This window comes from Pseudomonas fluorescens (assembly GCF_012974785.1).
GTDB classification, from domain to species: domain Bacteria; phylum Pseudomonadota; class Gammaproteobacteria; order Pseudomonadales; family Pseudomonadaceae; genus Aquipseudomonas; species Aquipseudomonas fluorescens_BT.
In genome coordinates this window covers 5,199,753-5,224,418 of sequence record NZ_CP027561.1, presented here as the reverse complement: position 1 = coordinate 5,224,418, position 24,666 = coordinate 5,199,753, and the positions used below count along the sequence as shown (strand labels likewise).

The window sequence follows — 24,666 nt, the reverse complement described above, 5'->3', positions numbered from 1 at the left end:
AACGGCTCGAACCTGCGCTGTATACCGCGATTCACTCGCAATAGATTGGCACAGACAATTTGCTAGACGAGTCGACCCGATTCGAGGTCACGGAGTTCCTTCCTTGCTGATGCGTGAAACCCCTGTAGTGATTGATGGCCCGGTGGGTCAATTAGAGAGTCTGTATCTGGAGAATGAGCAGCCACGCGGCATCGCGCTGATCTGCCACCCCAATCCGGTGCAGGGCGGCACCATGCTCAACAAGGTCGTCTCGACCCTGCAGCGCACCGCCCGCGACGCGGGCCTGATTACCTTGCGCTTCAACTACCGCGGCGTCGGTGCCAGCGAAGGCTCCCATGACATGGGCAGCGGTGAAGTCGATGACGCCCAGGCCGCCGCCGCGTGGCTTCGGGAAAAACACCCGGATCTGCCGCTGACCCTGTTCGGTTTCTCCTTCGGTGGATTTGTTGCAGCAAGTCTCGGCGGTCGTCTCGAAGAGCAGGGTTTGCACCTCAAACATCTGTTCATGGTGGCGCCGGCGGTGATGCGTCTGGGCGATCAGGATCAACTGCCGCAGCAGGGTGAGCTGACTGTCATCCAGCCGGAAACCGACGAAGTGATCGATCCGCAACTGGTCTACGACTGGTCCGACAAACTCCAGCGCCCCCATGAGCTGCTGAAAGTGGCAGAATGCGGACACTTTTTTCATGGCAAGCTGACCGATCTCAAGGATCTGATCCTGCCGCGTCTCTCGAATTGATTGCAGTCTGACAAGCGATTACCCATGACGAACCGTACCCGCATCCTCACCGGCATCACCACCACCGGCACCCCGCACCTGGGCAACTACGCCGGTGCCATCCGCCCGGCGATCGTCGCCAGCCGTGACACGAACGCCGATTCGTTCTACTTCCTGGCCGACTATCACGCCCTGATCAAGTGCGATGACCCGCTGCGCATTCAGCGCTCGCGCCTGGAAATCGCCGCGACCTGGCTGGCCGGTGGCCTGGATGTGGATCGCGTGACTTTCTACCGCCAGTCCGACATCCCGGAAATCCCCGAGCTGACCTGGCTGCTGACTTGCGTTGCCGCCAAGGGCCTGCTCAACCGCGCCCATGCCTACAAGGCTTCGGTGGATAAGAACGTCGAGTCCGGCGAAGACCCGGATGCCGGCATCACCATGGGCCTGTACAGCTACCCGGTGCTGATGGCGGCGGACATTCTGATGTTCAACGCGCACAAGGTGCCGGTCGGGCGCGACCAGATCCAGCACGTGGAAATGGCCCGCGACATCGGCCAGCGCTTCAACCACCTGTTTGGCCAGGGCAAGGAGTTTTTCACCATGCCCGAAGCGCTGATCGAGGAAAGCGTGGCCACATTGCCGGGCCTGGACGGTCGCAAGATGTCCAAGAGCTACGACAACACCATTCCGCTGTTCTCCAGCGCCAAGGAAATGAAGGACGCGATCTCGCGGATCGTTACCGACTCCCGTGCACCGGGCGAAGCCAAGGATCCGGACAACTCGCACCTGTTCACCCTGTTCCAGGCGTTCGCCACGCCGGCGCAGGCCGACGAGTTCCGCAGCGAGCTGCTGGGCGGTCTGGGCTGGGGGGAGGCGAAGAACCGTCTGTTCCAGTTGCTCGACAACGAACTGGGCGAGTCCCGCGAGCGTTATCACCAGTTGATCGAACGCCCGGCGGACCTGGAAGACATCCTGCAACACGGGGCCAAAAAGGCCCGTGCAGTGGCGACGCCGTTTCTCAACGAGTTGCGCGAAGCGGTCGGCCTGCGTTCGTTCGTCAATCAGGTTCAGGTGGCCGCGACCACCAAGAAGAAAGCTGCGAAAGCCGCGCGTTTCGTCAGCTTCCGCGAAGACGACGGCAGCTTCCGTTTCCGTCTGCTGGCCGCCGATGGCGAGCAATTGCTGCTGTCGCGCAACTTTGCCGACGGCAAGACCGCCGGTCAGGTGACCAAGCAGCTGCAATCGGGTCAGGCACTGGATGTACGCAGCGAAGACTTGAGTTTCAGTGTCTGGCTGGAAGGCGAGTGTGTCGGCGACAGCCCGGCGTTCGCCGACGTGGCTGCGCGGGACGCGGCCGTCGAGGCTCTGCGGATCGCTCTGACACCCGCGCAGGAATAATCAACGGGCCGGCCCGACCAAGGGCCGATTGCCATTCCCACGGGCCATCGCTACAGTGACGGCCCGTTTTTGTTGCCTTGCTAACGAATTATGACGCCCCTAGAACGATATCAAGCTGATCTGAAACGCCCGGACTTCTTCCATGACGCGGCGCAGGAAACTGCCGTGCGTCACTTGCAGCGCCTGTACGACGATCTGATCGCGGCCGAGCAGAACAAGCCGGGTTTGCTGGGCAAGCTGTTTGGCAAAAAGGATCAGACGCCGGTCAAGGGCCTGTACTTCTGGGGCGGCGTGGGTCGCGGCAAGACTTACCTGGTGGATACCTTCTTCGAAGCCCTGCCATTCAAGGAAAAGACCCGCACTCACTTCCACCGCTTCATGAAGCGCGTGCACGAAGAGATGAAAACCCTCGGCGGCGAGAAAAACCCGCTGACCATCATCGCCAAACGTTTTGCGACGGAGTCGCGGGTCATCTGCTTCGATGAATTCTTTGTTTCCGACATCACCGACGCCATGATCCTCGGCACGCTGATGGAAGAGCTGTTCAAGAATGGCGTGACCCTGGTCGCCACGTCGAACATCGTGCCGGACGGTCTGTACAAGGACGGCCTGCAACGCGCGCGCTTCCTGCCGGCCATCGCGCTGATCAAGCAGAACACCGAGATCGTCAACGTCGACAGCGGCGTCGACTACCGTCTGCGCCACCTCGAACAAGCGGAGCTGTTCCACTTCCCGCTCGACGAAGCCGCCCACGAAAGCCTGCGCAAGAGCTTCCGTGCGCTGACGCCTGAGTGCACAGCTGCCGTGGAAAACGATGTACTGATCATCGAAAACCGCGAAATCCGCGCTCTGCGCACCTGCGATGACGTGGCCTGGTTCGACTTCCGCGAACTGTGCGACGGCCCGCGCAGCCAGAACGACTACATCGAGCTGGGCAAGATCTTCCACGCCGTGCTGCTCAGTGGCGTGGAGCAGATGAGTGTCACCACCGACGACATCGCCCGTCGCTTCATCAACATGGTCGACGAGTTCTACGACCGTAACGTCAAGCTGATCATTTCTGCCGAAGTCGAGTTGAAAGACCTGTACACCGGCGGGCGCCTGACGTTCGAATTCCAGCGCACCCTCAGCCGTCTGCTGGAGATGCAATCCCACGAGTTCCTGTCCCGGGCACACAAGCCCTGAGCGGATTCGGCAAACAAAAAGGGCCTGCAGATGCAGGCCCTTTTTTGTGTCTGGTCGAATCGTCATGCAGCTTGCTGGAACTGCTGCCGGTACTGGTTCGGTGACAATTCGGTGTGCTGGCGGAACAACCGTGCGAAGAAGCTCGCATCGTCGTAACCGACTTCGTAACTGATGGTCTTGATGCTTTTGCGACTGCCGGAGAGCAAGCCTTTGGCCGTTTCGATGCGCAGCCGTTGCAGGTAGTGCAGCGGCTTGTCACCGGTGGCGGTCTGGAAGCGGCGCATGAAGTTGCGGATGCTCATGCCGTGCTCGCGGGCCACATCTTCGAAGCGGAACTTGTCGGCGAAATGCTCTTCGAGCCAGTGCTGGATCTGCAGGATGATCACGTCCTGGTGCAGCTTCTGGCCGCCGAAACCAATGCGGCCCGGTGAGTAGCTGCGCTGCACTTCATAAAGAATGTCGCGGGCCACGGCTTGCGCCACATTGGCACCACAGAAGCGTTCGATCAGATAGATATAGAGGTCGCAGGCCGAAGTGGTGCCGCCGGCGCAGTACAGGTTGTCGGCGTCGGTCAGGTGCTTGTCCTGATTGAGATAGACCTGCGGGAAACGCTCGGCGAAGGCGTTGAAGAAGCGCCAGTAGGTGGTCGCTTCCTTGCCGTTGAGCAAGCCGGCCTCGGCCAGCCAGAACACCCCGGTGGCCTCGCCGCATAGCACCGCACCTCGGGCATGCTGCTCGCGCAGCCACGGCAGAATCTGTGGATAACGCCGACACAGCGTATCGAAATCGTCCCAGAAGGCTGGAAGGATGATGACGTCGGCGTTTTCCAGGCCGCCGTCCACCGGCATGATCACGTCACTGAAGCTGTTCACCGGTTTGCCGTCGGGGCTGACCAGGCGGGTTTCGAACGCCGGAGTCAGGCCGTGGCCCAGTTGTTTGCCGTAACGCAGGCTGGCCAGATGGAAGAAATCCTTGGCTTGCATGAGGGTGGAAGCGAAAACCCGGTCGATCGCCAGGATGCTGACGCGCCGCAAGGGCGTGGAGACTTGCTTGGACATAATTCAACTTTTGTTTTTATAAGGGAAAGTGGTCACCAGACGGCTGGATCGTCTTATTTTTTGTCGGATGTGTCCAGTGTCCTGTATCGGTAGCGAGGCTTAGTCTCTGAAGGTCTGATCCCTTCAAGAATAAAGAAAAGGTGTCGCATGATCCCCAGAACCCTGTTCAGCTCCGAGCACGAATTGTTCCGCGACAGCGTAAGAACATTCCTCGAAAAAGAGGCGGTGCCGTTTCATGCTCAGTGGGAAAAACAGGGCTACATCGACCGAAAACTCTGGAACAAGGCGGGGGAGGCGGGGATGCTCTGCTCACACCTGCCGGAGGAATACGGTGGGTTGGGGGCGGACTTCCTGTACAGCGCTGTGGTCATCGAGGAGGTGGGGCGACTGGGCCTGACCGGCATCGGCTTCTCGCTGCACTCGGACATCGTTGCGCCGTACATCCTGCATTACGGCAGCGAGGCGCTGAAGCGCAAATACCTGCCGAAACTGGTGTCCGGCGAGATGGTCAGTGCCATCGCCATGACCGAGCCGGGTGCCGGTTCCGATTTGCAGGGGGTCAAGACTACCGCTGTGCTGGACGGTGACGAGTATGTGATCAACGGCTCGAAAACCTTCATCACCAATGGCTTTCTGGCTGATCTGGTGATTGTCGTGGCCAAGACCGATCCCAAGGCCGGGGCAAAGGGCACCAGCCTGTTTCTGGTGGAGGCGAACACGCCGGGCTTCGACAAGGGCAAGCGCCTGGAGAAGGTCGGAATGAAGGCTCAGGACACCTCGGAACTGTTCTTTCAGGACGTGCGAGTGCCGAAGGAAAACCTGTTGGGTCAGGCCGGGGCCGGGTTTGCCTATCTGATGCAGGAATTGCCGCAGGAGCGTCTGACAGTCGCCATTGGCGGGTTGGCTTCGGCCGAGGCGGCGCTGCAGTGGACGCTGGATTACACCCGTGATCGCAAGGCGTTCGGCAAGGCAATTGCCGACTTCCAGAACACGCGCTTCAAACTGGCGGAAATGGCCACCGAGATACAGATCGGCCGGGTGTTCGTCGATCGCTGTCTGGAGCTGCATCTTCAGGGCAAGCTGGATGTGCCGACGGCGGCGATGGCCAAGTATTGGGGCACCGACCTGCAATGCAAGGTGCTCGACGAGTGCGTGCAGTTGCATGGCGGCTACGGTTTCATGTGGGAGTACCCGGTGGCCCGGGCATGGGCGGATGCGCGGGTGCAGCGAATCTATGCCGGCACCAATGAAATCATGAAGGAGATCATTGCGCGGTCGCTATGAATTTCGCAGTGAATTGACTGGCCCCTTCGCGAGCAGGCTCGCTTCCACAAGGATCACGCTGTACCTGTGGGAGCGAGCCTGCTCGCGAAGCTTTTAGCGGCTGATCACGGTGCCGGGTTCGGATGATCTTTGTGAATCGCTTCGATCCCTTCCAGCACTTCCTTCGACAGTTTCAGCTCGTAACTGGCGATATTGCTGTCCAGTTGCTCCAGCGTCGTCGCACCAATGATGTTGCTGGTGACGAACGGTTGCTGATTGACGAAGGCCAGCGCCATTTGCGCCGGATCCAGGCCATGTTTCCGGGCGAGCGCCACGTAACGGCTGCACGCCGCTTCCGATTGCGGGTTGAAGTAGCGGCTGAAGCGGCTGTAGAGGCTCAGGCGACCTTTTGGCGGACGGGCGCCACCTTCGTACTTGCCCGACAGGAAACCGAATGCCAGCGGCGAATAGGCGAGCAGGCCGCACTGTTCGCGAATGGCGATCTCCGCCAGACCGACTTCGAAGCTGCGGTTGAGCAGGTTGTACGGGTTCTGGATCGATACCGCGCGCGGCCAGCCACGGGCTTCGGCCAGGGCGAGGAAACGCATGGTGCCCCACGGGGTTTCGTTGGACAGGCCAATGTGGCGGATCTTGCCGGCCTTCACTTGCTCGTCGAGTGCTTCGAGGGTGTCTTCGAGCGGGGTGAGGTTGGCTTCGATCTTGTGCTTGTAGCCCAGCTGTCCGAAAAAGTTGGTGCTGCGCTCCGGCCAGTGCAGTTGGTACAGGTCGATGTAATCGGTCTGCAGACGCTTGAGGCTGGCGTCCACTGCTTCGGTAATGTGCTGGCGGTTGTGGCGCAGGTTTTTGTCGCGGATGTAGTCGATGGTGTTGCCGGGGCCGGCGATCTTGCTGGCGAGGATCCAGTCGGCGCGGTCGCCCCGGCTCTTGAAGTAATTGCCGATGTAACGCTCGGTGGTGGCGTAGGTTTCGGCTTTCGGCGGCACCGGATACATCTCGGCGGTGTCGATGAAGTTGATCCCGGCGCCCTTGGCCCGTTCAATCTGGGCGAAGGCTTCAGCTTCAGTGTTTTGCTCGCCCCAGGTCATGGTGCCAAGGCAGATTGCGCTCACGTTCAGGTCGGTACGGCCTAGCTGGCGATAGTCCATCGGGTGCTCCTTGGGCAAAACAAGCATAAAAGCAGGTTGAAATTTTTTTCGCAATCTGCATAATTGCCGACCTCTTTCTGCAGTGGAAGTGATGCCCCGCCGCCGAAGAATCTTGCCGTTGAACGGACGCGCCGACCCGAGCCCCCGAAAGCGTCTGTATCCGGCTGCCTTTGACTTGTCAAAGTACGCACTATTCAGTAAGATCCGCCGTCTTATTTACAGGCGGCCCCTGAGGCTATAAAGAATGAAAACTTTTACTGCTAAACCGGAAACAGTAAAGCGCGACTGGTTTGTCGTCGACGCTGCTGGTCAGACCCTGGGTCGTCTGGCCACCGAAATCGCGAGCCGTCTGCGTGGCAAGCACAAGCCTGAGTACACTCCTCACGTTGACACCGGCGACTACATCGTCGTAATCAACGCTGAGCAGATCCGTGTTACCGGTGCTAAAACCACTGACAAAATGTACTACTCCCACTCCGGTTTCCCGGGCGGCATCAAGTCGATCAACTTTGAAAAGCTGATCGCCAAGGCCCCTGAGCGCGTGATCGAGACCGCGGTTAAAGGCATGCTGCCTAAGAACCCACTGGGTCGCGACATGTACCGTAAGCTGAAAGTCTATGCGGGCGCTGCACACCCTCATACTGCTCAGCAGCCCCAAGAACTGAAGATTTAACGGAATAGTTCATTATGTCGGCGACTCAAAATTACGGCACTGGCCGTCGCAAGACCGCAACCGCACGCGTTTTCCTGCGTCCGGGTACTGGTAACATCTCCATCAACAACCGTTCGCTGGATTCGTTCTTCGGCCGCGAAACTGCCCGCATGGTAGTTCGTCAGCCGCTGGAACTGACCGAGACTGTCGAGAAGTTCGACATCTACGTCACCGTGATCGGCGGTGGTGTAAGTGGTCAGGCTGGCGCAATCCGCCACGGTATCACTCGCGCTCTGATGGACTACGACGAAACCCTGCGTAGCGCTCTGCGCAAAGCTGGTTTCGTTACCCGCGACGCCCGTGAAGTTGAACGTAAGAAAGTTGGTCTGCGTAAAGCGCGTAAGCGTCCGCAGTACTCGAAGCGTTAATTCCGCTTCCACGTTCAAAAAGAACGCCCGATTCCTCACGGAACCGGGCGTTTTTTTATGCGTGCGATTTCTTGAATAATTGCGCTGTGACAACTTGCCACATTCGTAGACCCCCTATACTACAAGGCTTGAGGGCCAGCCCTCCGGGTAATTACCTTGTCAGAATTGGGGGTTTTCATTACCATTCGGCAAAATTTTTATAAGTACATTGTTTCATATTTAGTAGATGCCTGATTTAACAGGCCACAAAGCTGATGGGAGAGGACTGAATGAGCAATGACGGCGTGAATGCAGGCCGGCGTCGCTTCTTGGTAGCGGCCACATCCGTGGTGGGTGCTGCAGGAGCGGTGGGGGCTGCGGTCCCGTTCGTGGGGTCATGGTTTCCCAGTGCCAAGGCGAAGGCTGCCGGCGCACCGGTGAAAGTGAATGTCAGCAAAATCGAGCCCGGACAGCAGATGATTGCTGAATGGCGCGGCCAGCCGGTATTCATTGTTCGCCGTACTGCGGAAATCCTGGGGAATCTCAAGAAGATCGAGGGCCAGCTCTCCGATCCGACCTCCAAAAACTCCACGCAACCCACCTATGTCGACCCTGAGGTGCGTTCGATCAAGCCGGAAATCCTGCTGCTGATCGGGATCTGCACTCACCTGGGTTGCTCACCGACCTTCCGTCCCGAAGTGGCACCCGCGGATCTGGGCAAAGACTGGGTAGGTGGCTATTTCTGCCCTTGCCACGGTTCCCACTACGATCTGGCTGGCCGCGTCTACAAGTCGCAACCTGCGCCTTTGAACCTGCCAGTACCCCCGCATTCCTATGAGACCGATGATCTGATTGTCATTGGCGTCGATACGGAGAAAGCGTGATGAGCAAGTTCATGGATTGGGTTGATGCGCGCTTCCCCGCCACCAAAATGTGGGAAGACCATCTCAGCAAGTATTACGCGCCAAAAAACTTCAACTTCTTCTACTTCTTCGGCTCGCTGGCACTGCTCGTTCTGGTCAACCAGATCGTCACCGGTGTCTGGCTGACCATGAGCTACACCCCGTCGGCGGAAGAGGCGTTCGCCTCCGTCGAATACATCATGCGAGACGTCGAGTACGGCTCGATCCTGCGTTTGCTGCACTCCACCGGCGCTTCGGCGTTCTTCATCGTGGTCTATCTGCACATGTTCCGTGGCCTGCTTTACGGTTCGTACCAGAAACCGCGCGAACTGGTGTGGGTCTTCGGCATGCTGATCTATCTGGCGCTGATGGCTGAGGCCTTCATGGGTTATCTGTTGCCATGGGGGCAGATGTCCTACTGGGGCGCCCAGGTGATCATCTCGCTGTTCGGTGCGATTCCGGTCATCGGCAACGACCTGACTCAGTGGATTCGTGGTGACTACCTGATTTCCGGAATTACCCTGAACCGCTTCTTCGCCCTGCACGTGGTCGCTCTGCCGATCGTGATCCTCGGTCTGGTGGTGCTGCACATTCTGGCACTGCACGAAGTGGGTTCGAACAACCCGGATGGCGTGGACATCAAGAAACACAAAGACGAAAACGGTGTGCCGCTGGACGGTATCGCTTTCCACCCGTACTACACCGTGAAAGACATCGTCGGTGTGGTGGTGTTCCTGTTTATCTTCTGCTTCATCGTGTTCTTCTTCCCGGAAATGGGCGGCTACTTCCTCGAAAAACCAAACTTCGAGCAGGCCAACCCGTTCAAGACGCCAGAGCATATTGCGCCGGTCTGGTACTTCACGCCGTTCTACGCGATCTTGCGTGCGGTTCCTGACAAGCTCATGGGCGTTATCGCCATGGGTGCGGCCATTGCGGTGCTTTTCGTCCTGCCGTGGCTCGACCGCAGTCCGGTCAAGTCAATGCGCTATAAAGGCTGGATGAGCAAAATCTGGCTGGTGGTGTTCTGCATTTCCTTCGTGATCCTCGGCATTCTGGGGGTTCTGGCCCCGACGCCGGAGCGCACGCTGGTGTCGCAGATCTGCACCTTCCTGTATTTCGCCTACTTCATTCTGATGCCTTTCTACACCAGGCTCGAGAAGACCAAACCGGTTCCGGAAAGGGTGACTGGCTGATGAAAAAGTTATTTTTTGCTCTGATTTTTGCTGCTCTGCCAGTGCTGTCCTTTGCTGCGGAACACGGTGGCCCGGAACTGGAAAAAGTCGACATCGACGTTTCCGACAAGGCTGCCCTGCAGGATGGTGCACGCACCTTTGCCAACTATTGCATGGGTTGCCACAGTGCCAAGTTCCAGCGTTATGAGCGTGTGGCCGACGATCTCGGCATCCCGCACGAAATGATGCTGGAGAAGCTGGTGTTCACCGGTGCCAAGATCGGCGATCACATGAACATCGGCATGCAGCCGGCCGACGCCAAGACCTGGTTCGGTGCAGCGCCTCCGGATCTGACTCTGGTGGCGCGTGTTCGTGGTACCGACTGGCTTTATGGTTATCTGCGTTCGTTCTATGAGGATCCGGCGCGTCCTTGGGGCGTGAACAACAAGGTCTTCCCGAACGTCGGCATGCCTAACGTGCTGGTCGGCCTGCAAGGTCGTCAGGTCGTGGGTTGCAAGCAGGTACAGATCGTCGAAGACGGCAAGAAGCAATATGATCCGCTGACCGGTACGCCTCTGACTCATGAGGCGTGCGATCAATTGACCATCGTGCCGAAAACCGGAACTCTCAACGAAGAGCAGTTCGATGAGAAGGTCAAGAATCTGGTAACCTTCCTGGCTTACTCGGCTAACCCGGTTAAGCTGCAACATCAGCGCATCGGTACTTACGTCTTGCTGTACCTGGCGTTCTTCTTTGTGTTCGCCTACCTGCTCAAGCGTGAATACTGGAAAGACGTGCACTGATACGCTTCAAGCAATTGCTGTTAATCGCGCGCGCCCAAGGGCGTCTCTGAAATGCAAAGCCTGGTCAGCCATGTTTTGCGGGAGGCGCCCTCTGGGCGCGCGCGTTTTTCCGGCTCCGACTATTTCAACAAGCGAGGAGGATCGCCATGGGCGTGACCAATCGGTTGGCCTGTTACTCCGACCCCGCCGACCACTATTCCCACCGAGTGCGCATCGTGCTTGCAGAGAAGGGTGTCAGCGCCGAAATCATTTTTGTGGAGGCTGGTCGCCAGCCGCCTAAACTGATTGAAGTAAACCCTTACGGCAGTCTTCCGACGCTGGTCGATCGTGACCTGGCGTTGTGGGAGTCGACCGTGGTGATGGAATACCTGGATGAGCGTTACCCGCATCCGCCATTGATGCCTGTGTACCCGGTGGCGCGTGCCAACAGTCGTCTGCTGATTCACCGCATTCAGCGCGACTGGTGTGGTCTGGTGGATCTGATTCTGGATTCGCGCACCAAGGAAGCGGCGCGTGCCGTGGCGCGCAAGGAATTGCGCGAGAGCCTGACGGGTGTGTCGCCGCTGTTCGCCGACAAGCCGTTTTTCCTCAGTGAGGAACAAAGTCTGGTGGATTGCTGCCTATTGCCAATACTCTGGCGTTTGCCGATTCTGGGTATAGAACTGCCGCGGCCTGCCAAGCCGCTGCTTGATTATATGGAGCGTCAATTTGCGCGTGAGGCTTTCCAGGCGAGTCTGTCTGGTGTCGAACGCGACATGCGCTAAGGCTTAAGGAGCCGCTATGAACTCCAGTCGACCTTATCTGGTCCGCGCGCTCTACGAGTGGATTGTGGATAACGATTGCACCCCGCACATGCTGGTCAATTCCGAGTACCCGGCGGTACAGGTGCCACAGGGCTTTGCCAGTGACGGACAGATTGTCCTGAATATTTCGCCAAGTGCCGTGCGGCATCTGCACATGGACAACGACGTCGTGACCTTCGAAGGTCGTTTCGGTGGCGTTCCTCATAGCCTGTACGTGCCGATTGCTGCAATTCTGGGGATCTATGCCCGGGAGAACGGTCAGGGCATGGTGTTCGATCTGGAGTCGCCGATGGATGACGAAGACGAGATCGAGCAGGATGACGATGTTCCGCCACCGGACAGCGAGCCGCCGCGCCCAAGCGGTCGGCCAAGCCTGAAAGTGGTGAAGTAATAAAAAAGGCGATCCAACCGGATCGCCTTTTTTGTGCCTGCGCTTTGTGTATCAGTCGATGTATTCGAACAGCTTCACGATTTTCTGCACGCCAGAAACACCCTGCACCAGATTGGTGGCCTGTGCGGCTTCCTGTTTGGTCAGCAGGCCAAGCAGATAGACGATGCCGTTTTCGGTCACGACCTTGATGCGTGAGCCAGGAATGCTGGCGTCGGTGAGCATCTGGGTTTTGATCTTGGTCGTCAGCCAGGAATCGTTCTGGCGGGCGAGGAAGCTCGAAGGCGCAATCACTTGCAGCTCGTTGTGTACTTTCTTCACGCGTTGCACGTTGGCGGCAGCCTGTTCGGCCTTGGCCTTCAGGTCTTCGCGCGGGGTCTGTCCAGCCAGCAGCACGACACCGTTGAAACTGGTCACGACGATGTGCGAGTCGTTGTCCAGAGCCGGGTCGGCCTTGGCCACGTTGACACCGACCTTGGTTTCAATCAGCGAATCGTCGATCTTGCTGCCGAAGGTGCGGGTGCCGCGATCGTCTTCGATCGGTGCTTCACGGCTGGCGTTCACCACCGAGGTGCAGCCAGAAATGCCGAGGCACAGGGTCAAGGCCAGAAGGCCAAGGCGATTAGGGGTCATTCTTCACTCCCGAACAGTTGGCTGTCGATCAGATCGCAGAGGCAATGGATCGCCAGCAAGTGGACTTCCTGAATACGTGCGGTGACGTTGGCCGGTACGCGAATTTCGACGTCTTCAGGCAGCAGCAGTGACGCCATGCCGCCGCCATCGCGACCGGTCAATGCTACGACAATCATTTCGCGATCATGTGCGGCCTGGATCGCTTGAATAATGTTCGCCGAGTTGCCGCTGGTCGAAATCGCCAGCAATACATCGCCTTGCTGGCCGAGTGCGCGGATCTGCTTGGAGAACACTTCGTTGTAGCTGTAATCGTTGGCGATCGAGGTGATGGTCGAGCTGTCGGTGGTCAGCGCGATGGCAGGCAGACTCGGACGCTCGCGCTCGAAACGGTTGAGCAGTTCCGAGGAGAAGTGCTGGGCATCGCCGGCCGAGCCGCCGTTGCCGCACGAGAGCATTTTCCCTTCGTTGAGCAGGGCGTTGACCATTACCTGGCTGGCTTGCTCGATGTGCGGTGCAAGTACGTCCATCGCCTGTTGCTTGGTGTCGATACTGGCCTGAAAAAGCTGGCGAATTCGGGATTGCATGTCCATCTGTGTGACCTTAATTGGCGCGGCTGTCCGGCACGTGAATGTGCAGCCCGCAAAGCAAAGAGCAAAAGTGTTGAGTGAAAATGTCCGGGTCGGTGCAGGCGGTCAACTGTCGAACGCATTCTGCAACCAGTTCAACTGATCCTGATGGCTGTCGATGGCCACCACGTCGAAGCGGCAGGGGGAATTTGCCCAGCGCGACTCGCGCTGAAGAAAATATTGTGCGGCGAAAATCAGTTTCTGCCGTTTGCGCCCGTCGATACTGTCGAGCGCTCCACCCCATTGAGTGTTCTTTCGGTAACGTACTTCGACGAATACTACTGTATCGCCATCAAGCATGACCAGATCAAGCTCGCCGCGTTTACATAACCAGTTCTGCGCCAGGAGGCGCAGACCCTGGTGTTGCAAATGCTCGAGCGCCTGACGCTCGGCATCCTTGCCGCTTTGCAGGTGTGACCTGTCGGGCATCAGCGCGGAGTGTCCGGCAGGCGCTGGATCTGGCCGCTGACAAACTGGGCCCATGGCAACTGGCGTACCACGCGTTGGCTCTGGGTCATGCCCAGGCTGCCCGACAGACCTTCGATGCGGCTGTCCGGCAGGGTCTTGAGCTGGCTCAGGCGCGGGGCCAGGCGGTAGGCATCGGCACCCATTGCATACAGACGACCAAGACTGCCGGAGGCTTGTGGCCATTGCGCGGCGACCTGTTTGCGCAGCGGGTCGTTGGTATCCAGCAGCCAAGGGGTTTCGCAGAAGCGCACACCGTTCATGTCGTTGTACTGGTTCACGTCGCCGCTGGCGCTGAACACGTGGGAAGTGGCGTAGACCGGAACGTCACCGGCGTACTGGAAGTTCAGGGTCGGCTTGATCTGCTGGGCCTGTTGCGGTGTCGCGGCGAGGAAAATGAATTCGATGTCCTGGCGACGCGAAGGCTGAGCAGCAACGTTGGTGCCGACGGCGTTCTGCAGGCTCTTGGCACGGGCTTCGCTCTGACGCAGCTGGAACATGTCGGCGATTTGCTGGGCCAGTTGTACTGGCTGGTCAACGCGTTCGGTGGCGACGATGCTGCCACCGTTGGCTTGCCAATCCTGGCTGAAGGCGCGCAGGACGCGGTCGCCCCATTCGCCTTTCGGCACCATGATCGCGGCGCGGTGCAGGCCGTCGGCGCGGGCGCGGCGGGAGACTTCACGGGCCTCGTCTTCAGCGGCGAGGCCGAACTGGAACAGCTGCGCCGGGCCCTGGTCACCTTCGCTGTAGTTCAGAGCGAGGGTGGTGATTGGCAGTTGCGGGCGGGTGCTCAGCTGTTTGACCAGTGGTTTTTCCAGCGGCCCGACAACCAGTTGCACGCCGTCGGCCTGGGCCTTGCGGTAGAACTCGTCCATGTTGGTCAGGTGCGAGCTGTCATAGAACACGATGGCCGGTGGCTTCTGGCCGGCTTGCTGAGCCTGATAGTGCGCGGCCATGAAGCCGTCACGCAGTGCCTTGCCGACAGAGGCCAGTTGGCCGTCCTGTGGCAGCAGCAGGGCGATCTTGCTCAGGGGCTGGCTGGCCAGCTCCTTGAGTTTGGTCAGTGGCAGCGGCAGGTTGATGGCGGCCGGGTGTTTCGGGTGCTGAGAGCGCCAGTCGTCGATGGCTGCCTGTTGCTGTTCCAGGGTGCCGGCGGTTTTCACGGCCAGGGCCAGGCTCATCCAGCCGGCGAGGTCGTCGGTCCCGTTGGGTTGCAGTTGATCGGTCGGCAGCGAGGCGATCAGGGTCCAGATGGCTTCGTGGTTCTTGCTCGCGGCTTCGCCTTCGAGCATCGGCGCAATGAAAATGCGCTCGCGTGCCGCAGCCAGGGTCTGACCGTCGGCCTCAAGGGCACGGGCGTGAACGGTGCCGGCGCGAACCTGCAACGGCACCGACATTTCGCTCAGGCGTTGCAGGCTTGGATGGTTCAAGGCTGCCAGTGCGGCTTTGGGCTGATTGCGGGTCATCGCCAGTTCAGCAGACAAAGTGCTGGCGAATGCCTGCTGGCCTGGCTGGAGTTGCTCCATCGGCACTTGTTGCAGGATTTGCGCGGACTGTCCGGCATTGCCCTGGCGATAAGCCATGTCCGCCGCACTCAGGCGCAGCAGCGCAGCCTTGTCCGGCGATTTGGCCTGGGCGGCCTGTTCGAGCAGTTGCTCGATGCTGGCATCCGGAGTCCGTGGAAGTTCGCCAAGGCTGGAGGAAGGGGAGCTGGCGCAGGCCGCCAGCAAGGCAGCGAGGCAGAGGGCAGTGAACAGCCGCAGACAAGCGATCATGTAAGTGTTCCTGATACTCGATCAAATTAGCGTCGAATTGTACCCAAGCGCTGGCCGGGGCGCGATGTTACTGGTGTGAAACCGTCAATTTAGATGATGTAAATGTTGCGCGACCGCACAATGGTGCGACAAACCGTGTCTGCCGCGGCCGCATCGTCAGTTGCGCGACGCGCTACAATGGCGGTTTTTACCGATCATGAGGTGTGCGCTTTGACTGCTCCAGGTGCTTTGAATTCCGCTGCAGGCTCGCTTTATGTGGTGGCGACGCCCATCGGCAACCTGGATGACATCAGCGCCCGGGCGTTGAAGATCCTGCGCGAGGTGGCGCTGATCGCCGCCGAAGACACGCGCCATTCCCAGCGTCTGATGCAGCACTTTGGCATCTCCACGCCGCTGGCGGCCTGTCACGAGCACAACGAACGTGATGAAGGCAGTCGTTTCATCACTCGTCTGCTGGCAGGCGACAACGTCGCGCTGATTTCCGATGCCGGTACCCCGCTGATTTCCGATCCGGGTTATCACCTGGTGCGTCAGGCCCGTGCAGCCGGCATCAATGTGGTGCCGGTGCCGGGGGCTTGTGCGCTGATTGCTGCCTTGTCCGCGGCCGGTCTGCCATCCGACCGTTTTATCTTCGAAGGCTTTCTGCCGGCCAAGGCGGTTGGACGCAAGGCACGCCTTGAAGCCATCAAGGAAGAGCCGCGCACGCTGATTTTCTACGAGGCGCCGCATCGTATTCTTGAGTGTCTGCAGGATATGGAAGCCGTGTTTGGCGCTGATCGCCCGGCATTGCTTGCCCGGGAAATCACCAAGACCTTTGAAACCCTCAAGGGGCTGCCGCTGGCCGAGCTGCGGGCATTCGTCGAGGCGGACAGCAATCAGCAGCGTGGCGAATGTGTGGTGGTCGTGGCTGGCTGGACTGCGCCGGAGTCAGAAGATGCCGTGAGCAGCGAGGCGATGCGCATCCTCAATCTGCTGCTCGAAGAGATGCCGCTCAAGCGTGCGGCCGCTTTGGCAGCGCAAATCACCGGTGAGCGCAAAAACGTGCTGTATCAAGTCGCGCTGGATCAGCAAAAAGACGCGTAACCCGTCGCGCAGACCGGTTGGCGGGCTATTAGCGCTTGTTCTTCGAGCGCTCTGCCGTTAACCTGCGCGGCGGAGAGTCGATCGGACAGTCGCTGCCCTCTATGAAAATTAGGGGGGGGAGGAAAGTCCGGGCTCCATAGGGCGAAGTGCCAGGTAATGCCTGGGAGGCGTGAGCCTACGGAAAGTGCCACAGAAAATAACCGCCTAAGCGCTTCGGCGCCGGTAAGGGTGAAAAGGTGCGGTAAGAGCGCACCGCACGTCTGGCAACAGTTCGTGGCTAGGTAAACCCCACTTGGAGCAAGACCAAATAGGGTCCCAAGGCGTGGCCCGCGCTGGGACCGGGTAGGTTGCTAAAGATGTCCAGTGATGGCCATCGTAGACGAATGACTGTTCAAGACAGAACCCGGCTTACAGATCGACTCTCCACCTTTTTCTTTTCCCTGCTTGAATTAAAGGCGACAGGGCTGTTTATTATCAGCAGGCCTGCTCTGGAATTCCGGCGGCGGCAATCGCAGTAATAGCCATTTCCCACCTTGCTTCAATCAACAGCAGAAGCGCTTTTGTAATACCGAAAAAATCTTACTCTTAACAAATTACTTTAACTTTCGAGCGCAGCTGTCAGTGCTGTCTCAAGTTATTGGATAAAAGCATCCGCCGGATTCTCGTTGCTCCTCCTTTTATGCTCCTAAATCTCCGTTCTGTAAGGGTTTTCCTTTGATCCGCGCCTTGACGGTGTGGTGGGCGCATTCCTATAGTGTGCGCAAGTGGCGGAAAGTGGCATGAAGTGGGTTTTTTGAGCTCAAAACGATAAAAATTGGAGAAACGCAGACGTGTTTCGCGGAGCTAACGCTATCAGTCTCGACGCAAAGGGCCGTCTCGCCATGCCGAGCCGGTACCGTGACGAGCTCGTTTCGCGTAGTTCCGGCCAGTTGATCGTGACCATTGATGCCGTTGATCCGTGCCTGTGTGTCTACCCGCTCGATGAGTGGGAAATTATTGAAACCAAGTTGCGCGCGCTTCCTTCGCTTCGCGAAGAGAACCGTCGTCTGCAACGTTTATTGATTGGTAACGCCGTTGACCTCGAGCTCGACGGCAGTGGTCGTTTCCTGGTGCCGCCGCGCCTGCGCGAATACGCGAAGCTCGACAAGCGCGCGATGCTGGTGGGCCAACTGAACAAGTTCCAACTGTGGGACGAAGATGCCTGGAACGCGGTTTCTGCCGCTGACCTGGCTGCCATACAACAACCGGGCGCCATGCCTGACGAACTGCGTGATCTGATCCTGTGACTATTGATAGCGGCTTTAACCACATCACCGTACTGCTTGACGAAGCCGTCGAGGCTCTCGCCGTACGTCCTGATGGCTGCTATCTGGACGGCACGTTCGGGCGCGGCGGGCACAGTCGATTGATCCTCAGCAAGCTCGGGCCTGATGGCCGGCTCATCGGATTTGACAAGGATCCTCAAGCGATTGCCACCGGGCAAACGCTAGCGGCCGAAGACGGCCGCTTTGTCGTTGTGCAGCGCAGCTTTGCCGAACTGGGTTCGGTGGTTGCCGAACAGGGTCTGGCTGGCAAGGTCAGCGGCATTCTGCTGGATCTGGGCGTGTCTTCGCCGCAGCTCGATGATGCCGAGCGCGGCTTCAGTTTTCTCAACGATGGCCCGCTGGACATGCGCATGGATCCGTCCCGTGGCATCAGTGCAGCCGAGTTCGTCAACACCGCGCCGGTGGAAGAAATCGCCCGTGTTTTCAAGGAATATGGCGAAGAGCGCTTCTCCGGTCGCATGGCCCGTGCCGTGGCCGAACGTCGTGACATCACGCCGTTCGAGCGTACCGCTGATCTGGCCGAAGTTCTGAAAGTCGCCAACCCGGCGTGGGAAAAGGGCAAGAACCCGGCCACCCGTGCATTCCAGGGCCTGCGCATTCACGTCAACAACGAACTGGGCGATCTGGAAGCAGGCCTTGAAGCCGCGCTCGAATGCCTGGAAGTGGGCGGCCGTCTGGTCGTCATCAGCTTCCATTCGCTGGAAGACCGCATCGTCAAACTGTTCATGCGCAAGCTGGTGAAAGGCGAAGCCGACAACCTGCCGCGCAACCTGCCGGTTCGCCACGTTGCGTTCGAACCGAAAATCAAAGTCCATGGCAAAGCGCAGACGGCCTCCGACGCCGAGCTCAAGGCCAACCCACGTTCTCGTAGCGCCGTCATGCGCGTCGCGGAGAAGTTGCGGTGAGCAAGCTTTTCGCCAAACCACTGCCTGGCGGCAGCTTTTTCATGCTGCTGCTGTTCATCGGCGTGCTCGTGTCGGCCATCGGCGTTTCCTACAGCGCCCACTGGAACCGGCAGTTGCTCAACACCCTGTACAACGAACTCAGCGTGCGCGACAAGGCGCAGGCCGAGTGGGGGCGTCTGATTCTGGAACAGAGCACCTGGACCGCCCACAGCCGGATCGAAGTACTGGCTACCGAACAACTGAAGATGCACATCCCTGGCGCGGCTGACGTGAAGATGGTGGCGCCATGATGAAACTCGAAGGGGCACTCTTCCCGTGGCGCTTCCGTCTGGTCGTTGGTCTGCTGGGCATGATGGTGGCCGCGATCTGCTGGCGCATCATCGACCTGCAGGTGATCGACCGTGACTTCCTCAAGGGGCAGGGCGATGCACGTAGCGTTCGTCACATTCCGATCCCGGCGCACCGTGGTTTGATCACCGACCGCAATGGCGAGCCTCTGGCCGTGAGTACGCCGGTGACCACGTTATGGGCCAACGCCAAGGAAATGCAGCTGGCCAAAGAAAAGTGGCCGGCACTCGCCGCTGCCCTGGGCCAAGACCCGAAAGCCCTGGCCGAGCGCCTCGAAGCCCAGGCGAACAAGGAATTCATTTATCTGGTGCGCGGACTGACCCCCGAGCAGGGCCAGGCTGTGCTCGACCTGAAAGTGCCGGGCGTCTACGGCATCGAAGAGTTCCGCCGGTTCTATCCGGCCGGTGAAGTCACTGCGCACATGGTCGGGTTCACCGACATCGACGACCACGGCCGTGAAGGTGTCGAACTGGCCTACGACGAGTGGCTGGCCGGCGTACCCGGCAAGCGGCAAGTCATCAAGGATCGGCGCGGACGGCTGATCAAGGATGTCCAGGTCACCAAGAACGCCAAGGCCGGCAAGCCCTTGGCGTTGTCCATTGACCTGCGTCTGCAATACCTGGCCAACCGCGAGCTGCGCAACGCGATCATCGAGAACGGCGCCAAGGCCGGCAGTCTGGTGATCATGGACGTGAAGACCGGCGAGATCCTCGCCATGGTCAACCAGCCGACCTACAACCCGAACAACCGTCGCAACCTGCAGCCGGCGATGATGCGTAACCGCGCGATGATCGACGTGTTCGAACCGGGTTCGACCATGAAGGCGATCTCGATGAGCGCCGCGATCGAAACCGGCCGCTGGAAACCGAGCGACACCGTCGAGGTGTATCCGGGTTCCCTGCAGATCGGCAAGTACACCATCAAAGACGTATCGAAGACCGAAGGTCCGGTGCTTGACCTGACCGGCATTCTGATCAATTCCAGTAACGTTGGTATGAGTAAGGTCGCGTTCGACATTGGCGGCGAAACCATTTTCCGTCTCGCACAAAAGGTCGGTCTCGGCCAGGACACCGGCCTCGGCTTCCCGGGTGAACGTGTCGGCAACCTGCCGAACTACCGCGAGTGGCGTAAAGCTGAAACCGCAACGCTGTCCTACGGCTACGGTGTTTCGGTGACCGCGATCCAGCTGGTGCACGCGTTCTCGGCATTGGCCAACAACGGTCGTCTCGCACCGCTGACTCTGATCAAAACCGACAAGGCGCCGCAGACCACCCAGGTGCTGCCGGAAGCCGTGGCGAAAACCATGCAGGGCATGCTGCAGCAAGTAATCGAAGCACCACGTGGCGTGTTCCGTGCTCAAGTCCCGGCGTATCACGTGGCCGGGAAGTCGGGTACCGCCCGCAAGACCTCGGTGGGCACCAAGGGCTATGCCGAAAATTCCTATCGCTCGCTGTTCGCCGGTTTCGGCCCGATGAGCGATCCGCGTTATGCCATCGTCGTGGTGATCGATGAACCGACCAAGGCCGGCTACTTCGGTGGTCTGGTGTCGGCGCCGGTGTTCAGCCGTGTGATGTCCGGCACTCTGCGCCTGATGAACATCACCCCGGACAACCTGCCGAATACCCAGCAAGCCAATGCCACCCCGGCTGTTCCGCTGAAAGCCAATGGAGGGCGCGGCTGATGTCTCTTAGTCTGAACAAGATATTCCCCCACGCCGGCCACGATCTGTTGATCCGTGAACTGGCGCTCGACAGCCGCAACGTACGCGCAGGCGACCTGTTCCTCGCGGTGCCGGGCGGCAAGTTCGACGGTCGTGCGCACATTGCTGACGCACTCACCCGTGGGGCGGCCGCCGTGGCTTACGAAGTGGAAGGCGCCACCGTGTTGCCGATCACTGATGTGCCGCTGATTCCGGTCAAAGGTCTGGCAGCGCAGTTGTCGGATATCGCCGGACGTTTTTACGGTGAACCAAGCCATCACCTGAACCTGGTGGGCGTCACCGGCACCAACGGCAAGACCAGCGTGACCCAGCTTGTTGCCCAGGCGCTGGACCTGCTCGGTCAGCACTGCGGCATCGTCGGCACCCTCGGTTCCGGTTTCCATGGCTCGCTGCAAAGCGGCCTGCACACCACGCCGAATCCGATTGCCGTGCAGGCGACCCTGGGCGACCTGAAAAAGGCCGGTGCCAAAGCCGTGGCCATGGAAGTTTCGTCCCACGGCCTGGATCAGGGCCGGGTCACCGCGCTGGCGTTCGACGTGGCGGTGATGACCAACCTTTCCCGCGATCACCTCGATTACCACGGCACCATGGAGGCCTACGCCGAAGCGAAAGCCAAGCTGTTCGCCTGGAATGACTTGAAGTGCCGCGTGGTCAATCTGGACGACGATTTCGGCCGGCAACTGGCCGCTGAAAAACGTGAGTCGCGCCTGATCACTTACAGCCTGCTCGACAGCAGCGCGTATCTATATGTCCGCGAAGCACAGTTCGACGACCATGGCGTGCGCGCCACGCTGGTGACGCCGCAGGGCGAACACCATCTGCGCAGCACGCTGCTCGGTCGTTTCAACCTGAGCAACGTACTGGCCGCGGTCGGCGCCTTGCTTGGCCTGGATTACGCCCTCGACGAAATCCTCAAGGTGCTGCCGAAACTCGAAGGCCCGGCCGGACGCATGCAACGTCTCGGTGGTGGCACCCAGCCGCTGGTGGTGGTCGATTACGCCCACACGCCCGATGCGCTGGAAAAGGTTCTGACTGCGTTGCGTCCGCACGTCAAAGGCCAACTGTTGTGCCTGTTCGGCTGTGGCGGTGACCGTGATCGCGGCAAACGCCCGTTGATGGCCGAAGTGGTCGAGCGTCTGGCCGACCGCGTGCTGGTCACCGATGACAATCCGCGTACCGAAGATCCAGCGGTGATCTTCGATGACATCCGCGCCGGCTTCACGGCTGTGGATAACGTGACGTTCGTGGCCGGTCGTGGCCAGGCCATCGCACAACTGATTGCCAGCGCCTCGGCGGATGACGTGATTGTCCTGGCCGGCAAAGGTCATGAGGACTATCAGGAAATCAACGGCGAGCGCCACGCATTCTCCGATCTGGTCGAGGCCGATCACGCCCTGACCGCCTGGGAGGTGGCCCATGCTTAAGGCCCTGAAACTCAGCGAACTGACCAACGCACTCGACGCGCGGTTGATCAGCGCGGACGCAAGCTTCGACGGCGTGAGCATCGACAGCCGCGCCATCAAGGCTGGCCAACTGTTTGTTGCATTGACCGGTCCGCGCTTCGACGGTCATGACTATCTGAACGAGGTCGCTGCCAAAGGCGCCGTTGCTGCATTGGTCGAGCGCGAAGTCGCCGACAGCACGCTGCCACAATTGCTGGTCAAGGACACCCGTCAGGCCCTCGGTCAACTGGGCGCATTGAACCGTGCCGCGTTCACCAGACCGGTTGCGGCCGTGACCGGCTCCAGCGGCAAGACCACGGTCAAGGAAATGCTCGCGAGCATCCTGCGTACGCGCGGCTCGGTACACGCGACCCGTGGCAACCTGAACAACGACCTCGGCGTACCGCTGACCCTGCTCGAACTTGCCCCGGAGCACAGCGCGGCAGTGATCGAACTGGGTGCCTCGCGTCTGGGTGAAATCGCTTACACCGTCGGGCTGACCAAGCCGCACGTAGCGATCCTCAACAACGCCGGCACCGCTCACGTTGGCGAGTTCGGCGGGCCCGAGAAAATCGTTGAAGCCAAAGGCGAAATCATCGAAGGGCTGGCCGCCGATGGCATCGCCGTGCTGAATCTCGATGACAAGGCATTCGGTATCTGGAAGCTCCGCGCCGCCGGTCGCAAAGTGCTGACTTTCGCGCTGAGCAACACGCAAGCGGATTTCCACGCCAGCGATCTGGCCACTGATGCCCGAGGCTGCCCGGCGTTCAACCTGCACAGTCCTGAAGGTGTGGAACGGGTTCAACTGAACCTGCTCGGCACCCATAACGTCGCCAATGCCCTGGCCGCTGCCGCTGCTGCTCACGCCCTGGGCGTGTCGCTGTTCGGCATCGCCACCGGGCTTGGCGCGGTACAACCGGTCAAGGGTCGCACCGTCGCGCAACTGGCGAAAAACGGCATGCGCGTGATCGATGACACTTACAACGCGAACCCCACCTCCATGTGCGCGGCCGTTGATATACTCGCCGGCTTTTCCGGCCGCACCGTCCTGGTGCTCGGGGATATCGGCGAGTTGGGCGACTGGGCGGAGCAGGGGCACCGCGACGTGGGCGAATACGCCCGGGGCAAGGTTTCCGCGCTTTACGCCGTCGGGCCGAACATGGTCCACGCCGTGAACGCATTCGGCAACGAGGCGCATCACTTCGGCACGCAGGCCGAACTGATCCAGGCCCTCGGCGCCGAGCAGGATAAAAACACCACCATTTTGATCAAGGGTTCGCGCAGCGCAGCGATGGAAAACATCGTTGCGGCCCTGTGCGGGTCCAGTCTGGAGAAACATTAATGCTGCTGCTGCTAGCGGAGTATCTGCAACAGTTCTACAAAGGCTTCGCGGTCTTCCAGTACCTGACCCTGCGCGGGATTCTCGGTGTGCTGACCGCGCTGGTCTTGTCGCTGTGCTACGGCCCGTGGATGATCCGCACCCTGCAGAACCGTCAGATCGGCCAATCGGTTCGTAACGACGGCCCGCAATCGCACCTGTCCAAATCCGGTACGCCGACCATGGGTGGCGCACTGATTCTGTCGTCCATCGGCGTCAGTACCCTGCTGTGGGCCGACCTGAGCAATCGTTACGTGTGGGTCGTGTTGCTGGTGACCCTGCTGTTCGGTGCCATTGGCTGGGTCGATGACTACCGCAAAGTGATCGAGAAGAACTCCCGTGGTCTGCCGAGTCGCTGGAAGTATTTCTGGCAGTCGGTGTTCGGTCTCGGCGCGGCGATATTCCTTTATATGACTGCCGCCACGCCGGTGGAAACCACCCTGATCCTGCCGATGCTCAAGGACTACAGCATTCCGCTGGGCGCCGGTTTCATCGTGCTGACTTACTTCGTGATCGTCGGTTCGAGCAACGCGGTCAACCTGACCGACGGCCTCGACGGTCTGGCGATCATGCCGACAGTGATGGTCGGCGGTGGCCTGGGCATCTTCTGCTACCTGTCGGGTAACGTGAAATTCGCTGAATACCTGTTGATCCCGTACGTGCCGGGCGCGGGCGAGCTGATCGTGTTCTGCGGCGCGCTGATCGGTGCCGGTCTGGGCTTCTTGTGGTTCAACACCTACCCGGCGCAAGTCTTCATGGGCGACGTCGGCGCACTGGCGCTGGGCGCTGCTCTGGGCACCATCGCGGTGATCGTCCGTCAGGAAATCGTCCTGTTCATCATGGGCGGCGTGTTCGTGATGGAAACCCTGTCAGTCGTCATTCAGGTGGCTTCCTTTAAGCTGACCGGTCGTCGTGTGTTCCGCATGGCTCCGATACACCACCACTTTGAACTCAAGGGCTGGCCCGAGCCGCGCGTGATCGTCCGTTTCTGGATCATCACCGTGATTCTCGTGCTGATCGGCCTTGCCACCCTGAAGCTGAGGTAGAA

Annotated in this window: 25 protein-coding genes and 1 other RNA gene; 20 read left to right on the top strand and 6 right to left on the bottom strand. The window is 59.7% G+C overall.

Going from position 1 to position 24,666, the window contains the following annotated elements; translation table 11 throughout:
* Positions 1–109: 109 nt before the first annotated feature.
* The 3 genes from C6Y56_RS23695 to zapE all read left to right on the top strand — a co-directional run bounded on the left by C6Y56_RS23695 (position 110) and on the right by zapE (position 3,304).
* Positions 110–739, top strand: a complete 630-nt coding sequence (locus C6Y56_RS23695) for an alpha/beta hydrolase (RefSeq protein ID WP_169432703.1) — start codon at positions 110–112, stop codon at positions 737–739.
* A gap of 24 nt (positions 740–763) precedes the next feature.
* Entirely contained in the window at positions 764–2,119 is a 1,356-nt protein-coding gene (locus C6Y56_RS23690) for a tryptophan--tRNA ligase (RefSeq protein WP_169431868.1), read from the top strand.
* Between the two features lie 90 nt (positions 2,120–2,209).
* Positions 2,210–3,304 (top strand): cell division protein ZapE, encoded by a 1,095-nt coding sequence (gene zapE / locus C6Y56_RS23685; protein WP_085606932.1) that lies wholly within the window; start codon positions 2,210–2,212, stop codon positions 3,302–3,304.
* A gap of 62 nt (positions 3,305–3,366) precedes the next feature.
* Here the strand turns inward: zapE and C6Y56_RS23680 are convergent, their stop codons facing one another.
* Entirely contained in the window at positions 3,367–4,263 is an 897-nt protein-coding gene (locus C6Y56_RS23680; RefSeq protein ID WP_169432702.1) for a GlxA family transcriptional regulator, read from the bottom strand.
* 246 nt (positions 4,264–4,509) lie between these two features.
* On the opposite strand from C6Y56_RS23680, the gene C6Y56_RS23675 reads away from it, so the two are divergent.
* On the top strand, positions 4,510–5,646 hold the full coding sequence (locus C6Y56_RS23675) for an acyl-CoA dehydrogenase family protein (protein ID WP_169431867.1): 1,137 nt from the start codon (positions 4,510–4,512) through the stop codon (positions 5,644–5,646).
* Positions 5,647–5,750: 104 nt separating this feature from the next.
* On the opposite strand, the gene C6Y56_RS23670 is transcribed toward C6Y56_RS23675, so the two are convergent.
* Complete coding sequence (locus tag C6Y56_RS23670; protein ID WP_169431866.1) at positions 5,751–6,791, bottom strand: NADP(H)-dependent aldo-keto reductase; 1,041 nt, start codon at positions 6,789–6,791, stop codon at positions 5,751–5,753.
* 244 nt (positions 6,792–7,035) lie between these two features.
* On the opposite strand from C6Y56_RS23670, the gene rplM reads away from it, so the two are divergent.
* The 7 genes from rplM (at position 7,036) to C6Y56_RS23635 (ending at position 11,921) form a co-directional block, all read left to right on the top strand.
* Positions 7,036–7,464 carry a 50S ribosomal protein L13 gene (gene rplM, locus C6Y56_RS23665; protein ID WP_003228062.1) on the top strand — a complete coding sequence of 143 codons (429 nt, stop codon included), beginning with the start codon at positions 7,036–7,038 and terminating at the stop codon, positions 7,462–7,464.
* A gap of 14 nt (positions 7,465–7,478) precedes the next feature.
* Positions 7,479–7,871, top strand: coding sequence for a 30S ribosomal protein S9 (rpsI, locus tag C6Y56_RS23660; protein ID WP_007961615.1), 393 nt, complete (start codon positions 7,479–7,481; stop codon positions 7,869–7,871).
* Positions 7,872–8,140: 269 nt separating this feature from the next.
* On the top strand, positions 8,141–8,734 hold the full coding sequence (gene petA / locus C6Y56_RS23655) for a ubiquinol-cytochrome c reductase iron-sulfur subunit (protein WP_003228055.1): 594 nt from the start codon (positions 8,141–8,143) through the stop codon (positions 8,732–8,734).
* Complete coding sequence (locus tag C6Y56_RS23650; protein ID WP_065261493.1) at positions 8,734–9,945, top strand: cytochrome b; 1,212 nt, start codon at positions 8,734–8,736, stop codon at positions 9,943–9,945. Before petA ends, C6Y56_RS23650 begins: the two co-directional genes overlap by 1 nt.
* A complete protein-coding gene (locus C6Y56_RS23645; protein ID WP_169431865.1) occupies positions 9,945–10,727 on the top strand; it encodes a cytochrome c1 in 783 nt (260 codons plus the stop codon). Before C6Y56_RS23650 ends, C6Y56_RS23645 begins: the two co-directional genes overlap by 1 nt.
* Positions 10,728–10,873: 146 nt before the next feature.
* Entirely contained in the window at positions 10,874–11,491 is a 618-nt protein-coding gene (locus C6Y56_RS23640; RefSeq protein WP_011335872.1) for a glutathione S-transferase N-terminal domain-containing protein, read from the top strand.
* Positions 11,492–11,507: 16 nt separating this feature from the next.
* Positions 11,508–11,921: a ClpXP protease specificity-enhancing factor gene (locus C6Y56_RS23635; RefSeq protein ID WP_007956787.1), complete on the top strand. Its 414-nt coding sequence runs from the start codon at positions 11,508–11,510 to the stop codon at positions 11,919–11,921.
* Positions 11,922–11,972: 51 nt separating this feature from the next.
* Here the strand turns inward: C6Y56_RS23635 and C6Y56_RS23630 are convergent, their stop codons facing one another.
* From C6Y56_RS23630 to C6Y56_RS23615, 4 genes are all read right to left on the bottom strand, one after another.
* Positions 11,973–12,551, bottom strand: a complete 579-nt coding sequence (locus tag C6Y56_RS23630) for a BON domain-containing protein (protein WP_169431864.1) — start codon at positions 12,549–12,551, stop codon at positions 11,973–11,975.
* A complete protein-coding gene (locus tag C6Y56_RS23625) occupies positions 12,548–13,141 on the bottom strand; it encodes a phosphoheptose isomerase (RefSeq protein WP_169431863.1) in 594 nt (197 codons plus the stop codon). The genes C6Y56_RS23630 and C6Y56_RS23625 overlap by 4 nt, the downstream gene beginning before the upstream one ends.
* 102 nt (positions 13,142–13,243) lie before the next feature.
* Positions 13,244–13,606 carry a YraN family protein gene (locus tag C6Y56_RS23620; RefSeq protein WP_011335870.1) on the bottom strand — a complete coding sequence of 121 codons (363 nt, stop codon included), beginning with the start codon at positions 13,604–13,606 and terminating at the stop codon, positions 13,244–13,246.
* Entirely contained in the window at positions 13,606–15,417 is a 1,812-nt protein-coding gene (locus C6Y56_RS23615) for a penicillin-binding protein activator (protein WP_169431862.1), read from the bottom strand. The genes C6Y56_RS23620 and C6Y56_RS23615 overlap by 1 nt, the downstream gene beginning before the upstream one ends.
* Positions 15,418–15,594: 177 nt before the next feature.
* Here C6Y56_RS23615 and rsmI point away from each other — a divergent pair, with 177 nt between their 5' ends.
* From rsmI to mraY, 9 genes are all read left to right on the top strand, one after another.
* Positions 15,595–16,500 (top strand): 16S rRNA (cytidine(1402)-2'-O)-methyltransferase, encoded by a 906-nt coding sequence (rsmI, locus tag C6Y56_RS23610; RefSeq protein ID WP_169431861.1) that lies wholly within the window; start codon positions 15,595–15,597, stop codon positions 16,498–16,500.
* A 73-nt stretch (positions 16,501–16,573) separates the two neighbouring features.
* Positions 16,574–16,927, top strand: an RNA gene (rnpB, locus tag C6Y56_RS23605) — RNase P RNA component class A.
* Between the two features lie 403 nt (positions 16,928–17,330).
* The gene (gene mraZ, locus C6Y56_RS23600; protein WP_003205355.1) at positions 17,331–17,786 is read left to right on the top strand and encodes a division/cell wall cluster transcriptional repressor MraZ; all 456 of its coding nucleotides are present in this window, start codon (positions 17,331–17,333) and stop codon (positions 17,784–17,786) included.
* Entirely contained in the window at positions 17,783–18,730 is a 948-nt protein-coding gene (gene rsmH, locus C6Y56_RS23595; protein ID WP_039766256.1) for a 16S rRNA (cytosine(1402)-N(4))-methyltransferase RsmH, read from the top strand. The genes mraZ and rsmH overlap by 4 nt, the downstream gene beginning before the upstream one ends.
* Positions 18,727–19,020, top strand: coding sequence for a cell division protein FtsL (gene ftsL, locus C6Y56_RS23590; protein ID WP_007956777.1), 294 nt, complete (start codon positions 18,727–18,729; stop codon positions 19,018–19,020). The genes rsmH and ftsL overlap by 4 nt, the downstream gene beginning before the upstream one ends.
* Complete coding sequence (locus C6Y56_RS23585; protein ID WP_169432701.1) at positions 19,020–20,759, top strand: peptidoglycan D,D-transpeptidase FtsI family protein; 1,740 nt, start codon at positions 19,020–19,022, stop codon at positions 20,757–20,759. The genes ftsL and C6Y56_RS23585 overlap by 1 nt, the downstream gene beginning before the upstream one ends.
* A complete protein-coding gene (locus tag C6Y56_RS23580; protein WP_169431860.1) occupies positions 20,759–22,222 on the top strand; it encodes a UDP-N-acetylmuramoyl-L-alanyl-D-glutamate--2,6-diaminopimelate ligase in 1,464 nt (487 codons plus the stop codon). Before C6Y56_RS23585 ends, C6Y56_RS23580 begins: the two co-directional genes overlap by 1 nt.
* A complete protein-coding gene (locus tag C6Y56_RS23575) occupies positions 22,215–23,582 on the top strand; it encodes a UDP-N-acetylmuramoyl-tripeptide--D-alanyl-D-alanine ligase (protein WP_169431859.1) in 1,368 nt (455 codons plus the stop codon). Before C6Y56_RS23580 ends, C6Y56_RS23575 begins: the two co-directional genes overlap by 8 nt.
* Positions 23,582–24,664, top strand: a complete 1,083-nt coding sequence (gene mraY / locus C6Y56_RS23570; RefSeq protein ID WP_015096766.1) for a phospho-N-acetylmuramoyl-pentapeptide-transferase — start codon at positions 23,582–23,584, stop codon at positions 24,662–24,664. Before C6Y56_RS23575 ends, mraY begins: the two co-directional genes overlap by 1 nt.
* Positions 24,665–24,666 lie beyond the last annotated feature (2 nt).

Bases quoted from the DNA above. Each gene is read 5' to 3' on its own strand.
- C6Y56_RS23695 (WP_169432703.1), top strand. From the start codon at position 110: ATGCGTGAAACCCCTGTAGTGATTGATGGCCCGGTGGGTCAATTAGAG.
- C6Y56_RS23690 (WP_169431868.1), top strand. From the start codon at position 764: ATGACGAACCGTACCCGCATCCTCACCGGCATCACCACCACCGGCACC.
- zapE (WP_085606932.1), top strand. From the start codon at position 2,210: ATGACGCCCCTAGAACGATATCAAGCTGATCTGAAACGCCCGGACTTC.
- C6Y56_RS23675 (WP_169431867.1), top strand. From the start codon at position 4,510: ATGATCCCCAGAACCCTGTTCAGCTCCGAGCACGAATTGTTCCGCGAC.
- C6Y56_RS23670 (WP_169431866.1), bottom strand. From the start codon at position 6,791: ATGGACTATCGCCAGCTAGGCCGTACCGACCTGAACGTGAGCGCAATC.
- rplM (WP_003228062.1), top strand. From the start codon at position 7,036: ATGAAAACTTTTACTGCTAAACCGGAAACAGTAAAGCGCGACTGGTTT.
- rpsI (WP_007961615.1), top strand. From the start codon at position 7,479: ATGTCGGCGACTCAAAATTACGGCACTGGCCGTCGCAAGACCGCAACC.
- petA (WP_003228055.1), top strand. From the start codon at position 8,141: ATGAGCAATGACGGCGTGAATGCAGGCCGGCGTCGCTTCTTGGTAGCG.
- C6Y56_RS23650 (WP_065261493.1), top strand. From the start codon at position 8,734: ATGAGCAAGTTCATGGATTGGGTTGATGCGCGCTTCCCCGCCACCAAA.
- C6Y56_RS23645 (WP_169431865.1), top strand. From the start codon at position 9,945: ATGAAAAAGTTATTTTTTGCTCTGATTTTTGCTGCTCTGCCAGTGCTG.
- C6Y56_RS23640 (WP_011335872.1), top strand. From the start codon at position 10,874: ATGGGCGTGACCAATCGGTTGGCCTGTTACTCCGACCCCGCCGACCAC.
- C6Y56_RS23635 (WP_007956787.1), top strand. From the start codon at position 11,508: ATGAACTCCAGTCGACCTTATCTGGTCCGCGCGCTCTACGAGTGGATT.
- C6Y56_RS23630 (WP_169431864.1), bottom strand. From the start codon at position 12,551: ATGACCCCTAATCGCCTTGGCCTTCTGGCCTTGACCCTGTGCCTCGGC.
- C6Y56_RS23625 (WP_169431863.1), bottom strand. From the start codon at position 13,141: ATGGACATGCAATCCCGAATTCGCCAGCTTTTTCAGGCCAGTATCGAC.
- C6Y56_RS23620 (WP_011335870.1), bottom strand. From the start codon at position 13,606: ATGCCCGACAGGTCACACCTGCAAAGCGGCAAGGATGCCGAGCGTCAG.
- C6Y56_RS23615 (WP_169431862.1), bottom strand. From the start codon at position 15,417: ATGATCGCTTGTCTGCGGCTGTTCACTGCCCTCTGCCTCGCTGCCTTG.
- rsmI (WP_169431861.1), top strand. From the start codon at position 15,595: ATGGCGGTTTTTACCGATCATGAGGTGTGCGCTTTGACTGCTCCAGGT.
- C6Y56_RS23585 (WP_169432701.1), top strand. From the start codon at position 19,020: ATGAAACTCGAAGGGGCACTCTTCCCGTGGCGCTTCCGTCTGGTCGTT.
- C6Y56_RS23580 (WP_169431860.1), top strand. From the start codon at position 20,759: ATGTCTCTTAGTCTGAACAAGATATTCCCCCACGCCGGCCACGATCTG.
- C6Y56_RS23575 (WP_169431859.1), top strand. From the start codon at position 22,215: ATGCTTAAGGCCCTGAAACTCAGCGAACTGACCAACGCACTCGACGCG.
- mraY (WP_015096766.1), top strand. From the start codon at position 23,582: ATGCTGCTGCTGCTAGCGGAGTATCTGCAACAGTTCTACAAAGGCTTC.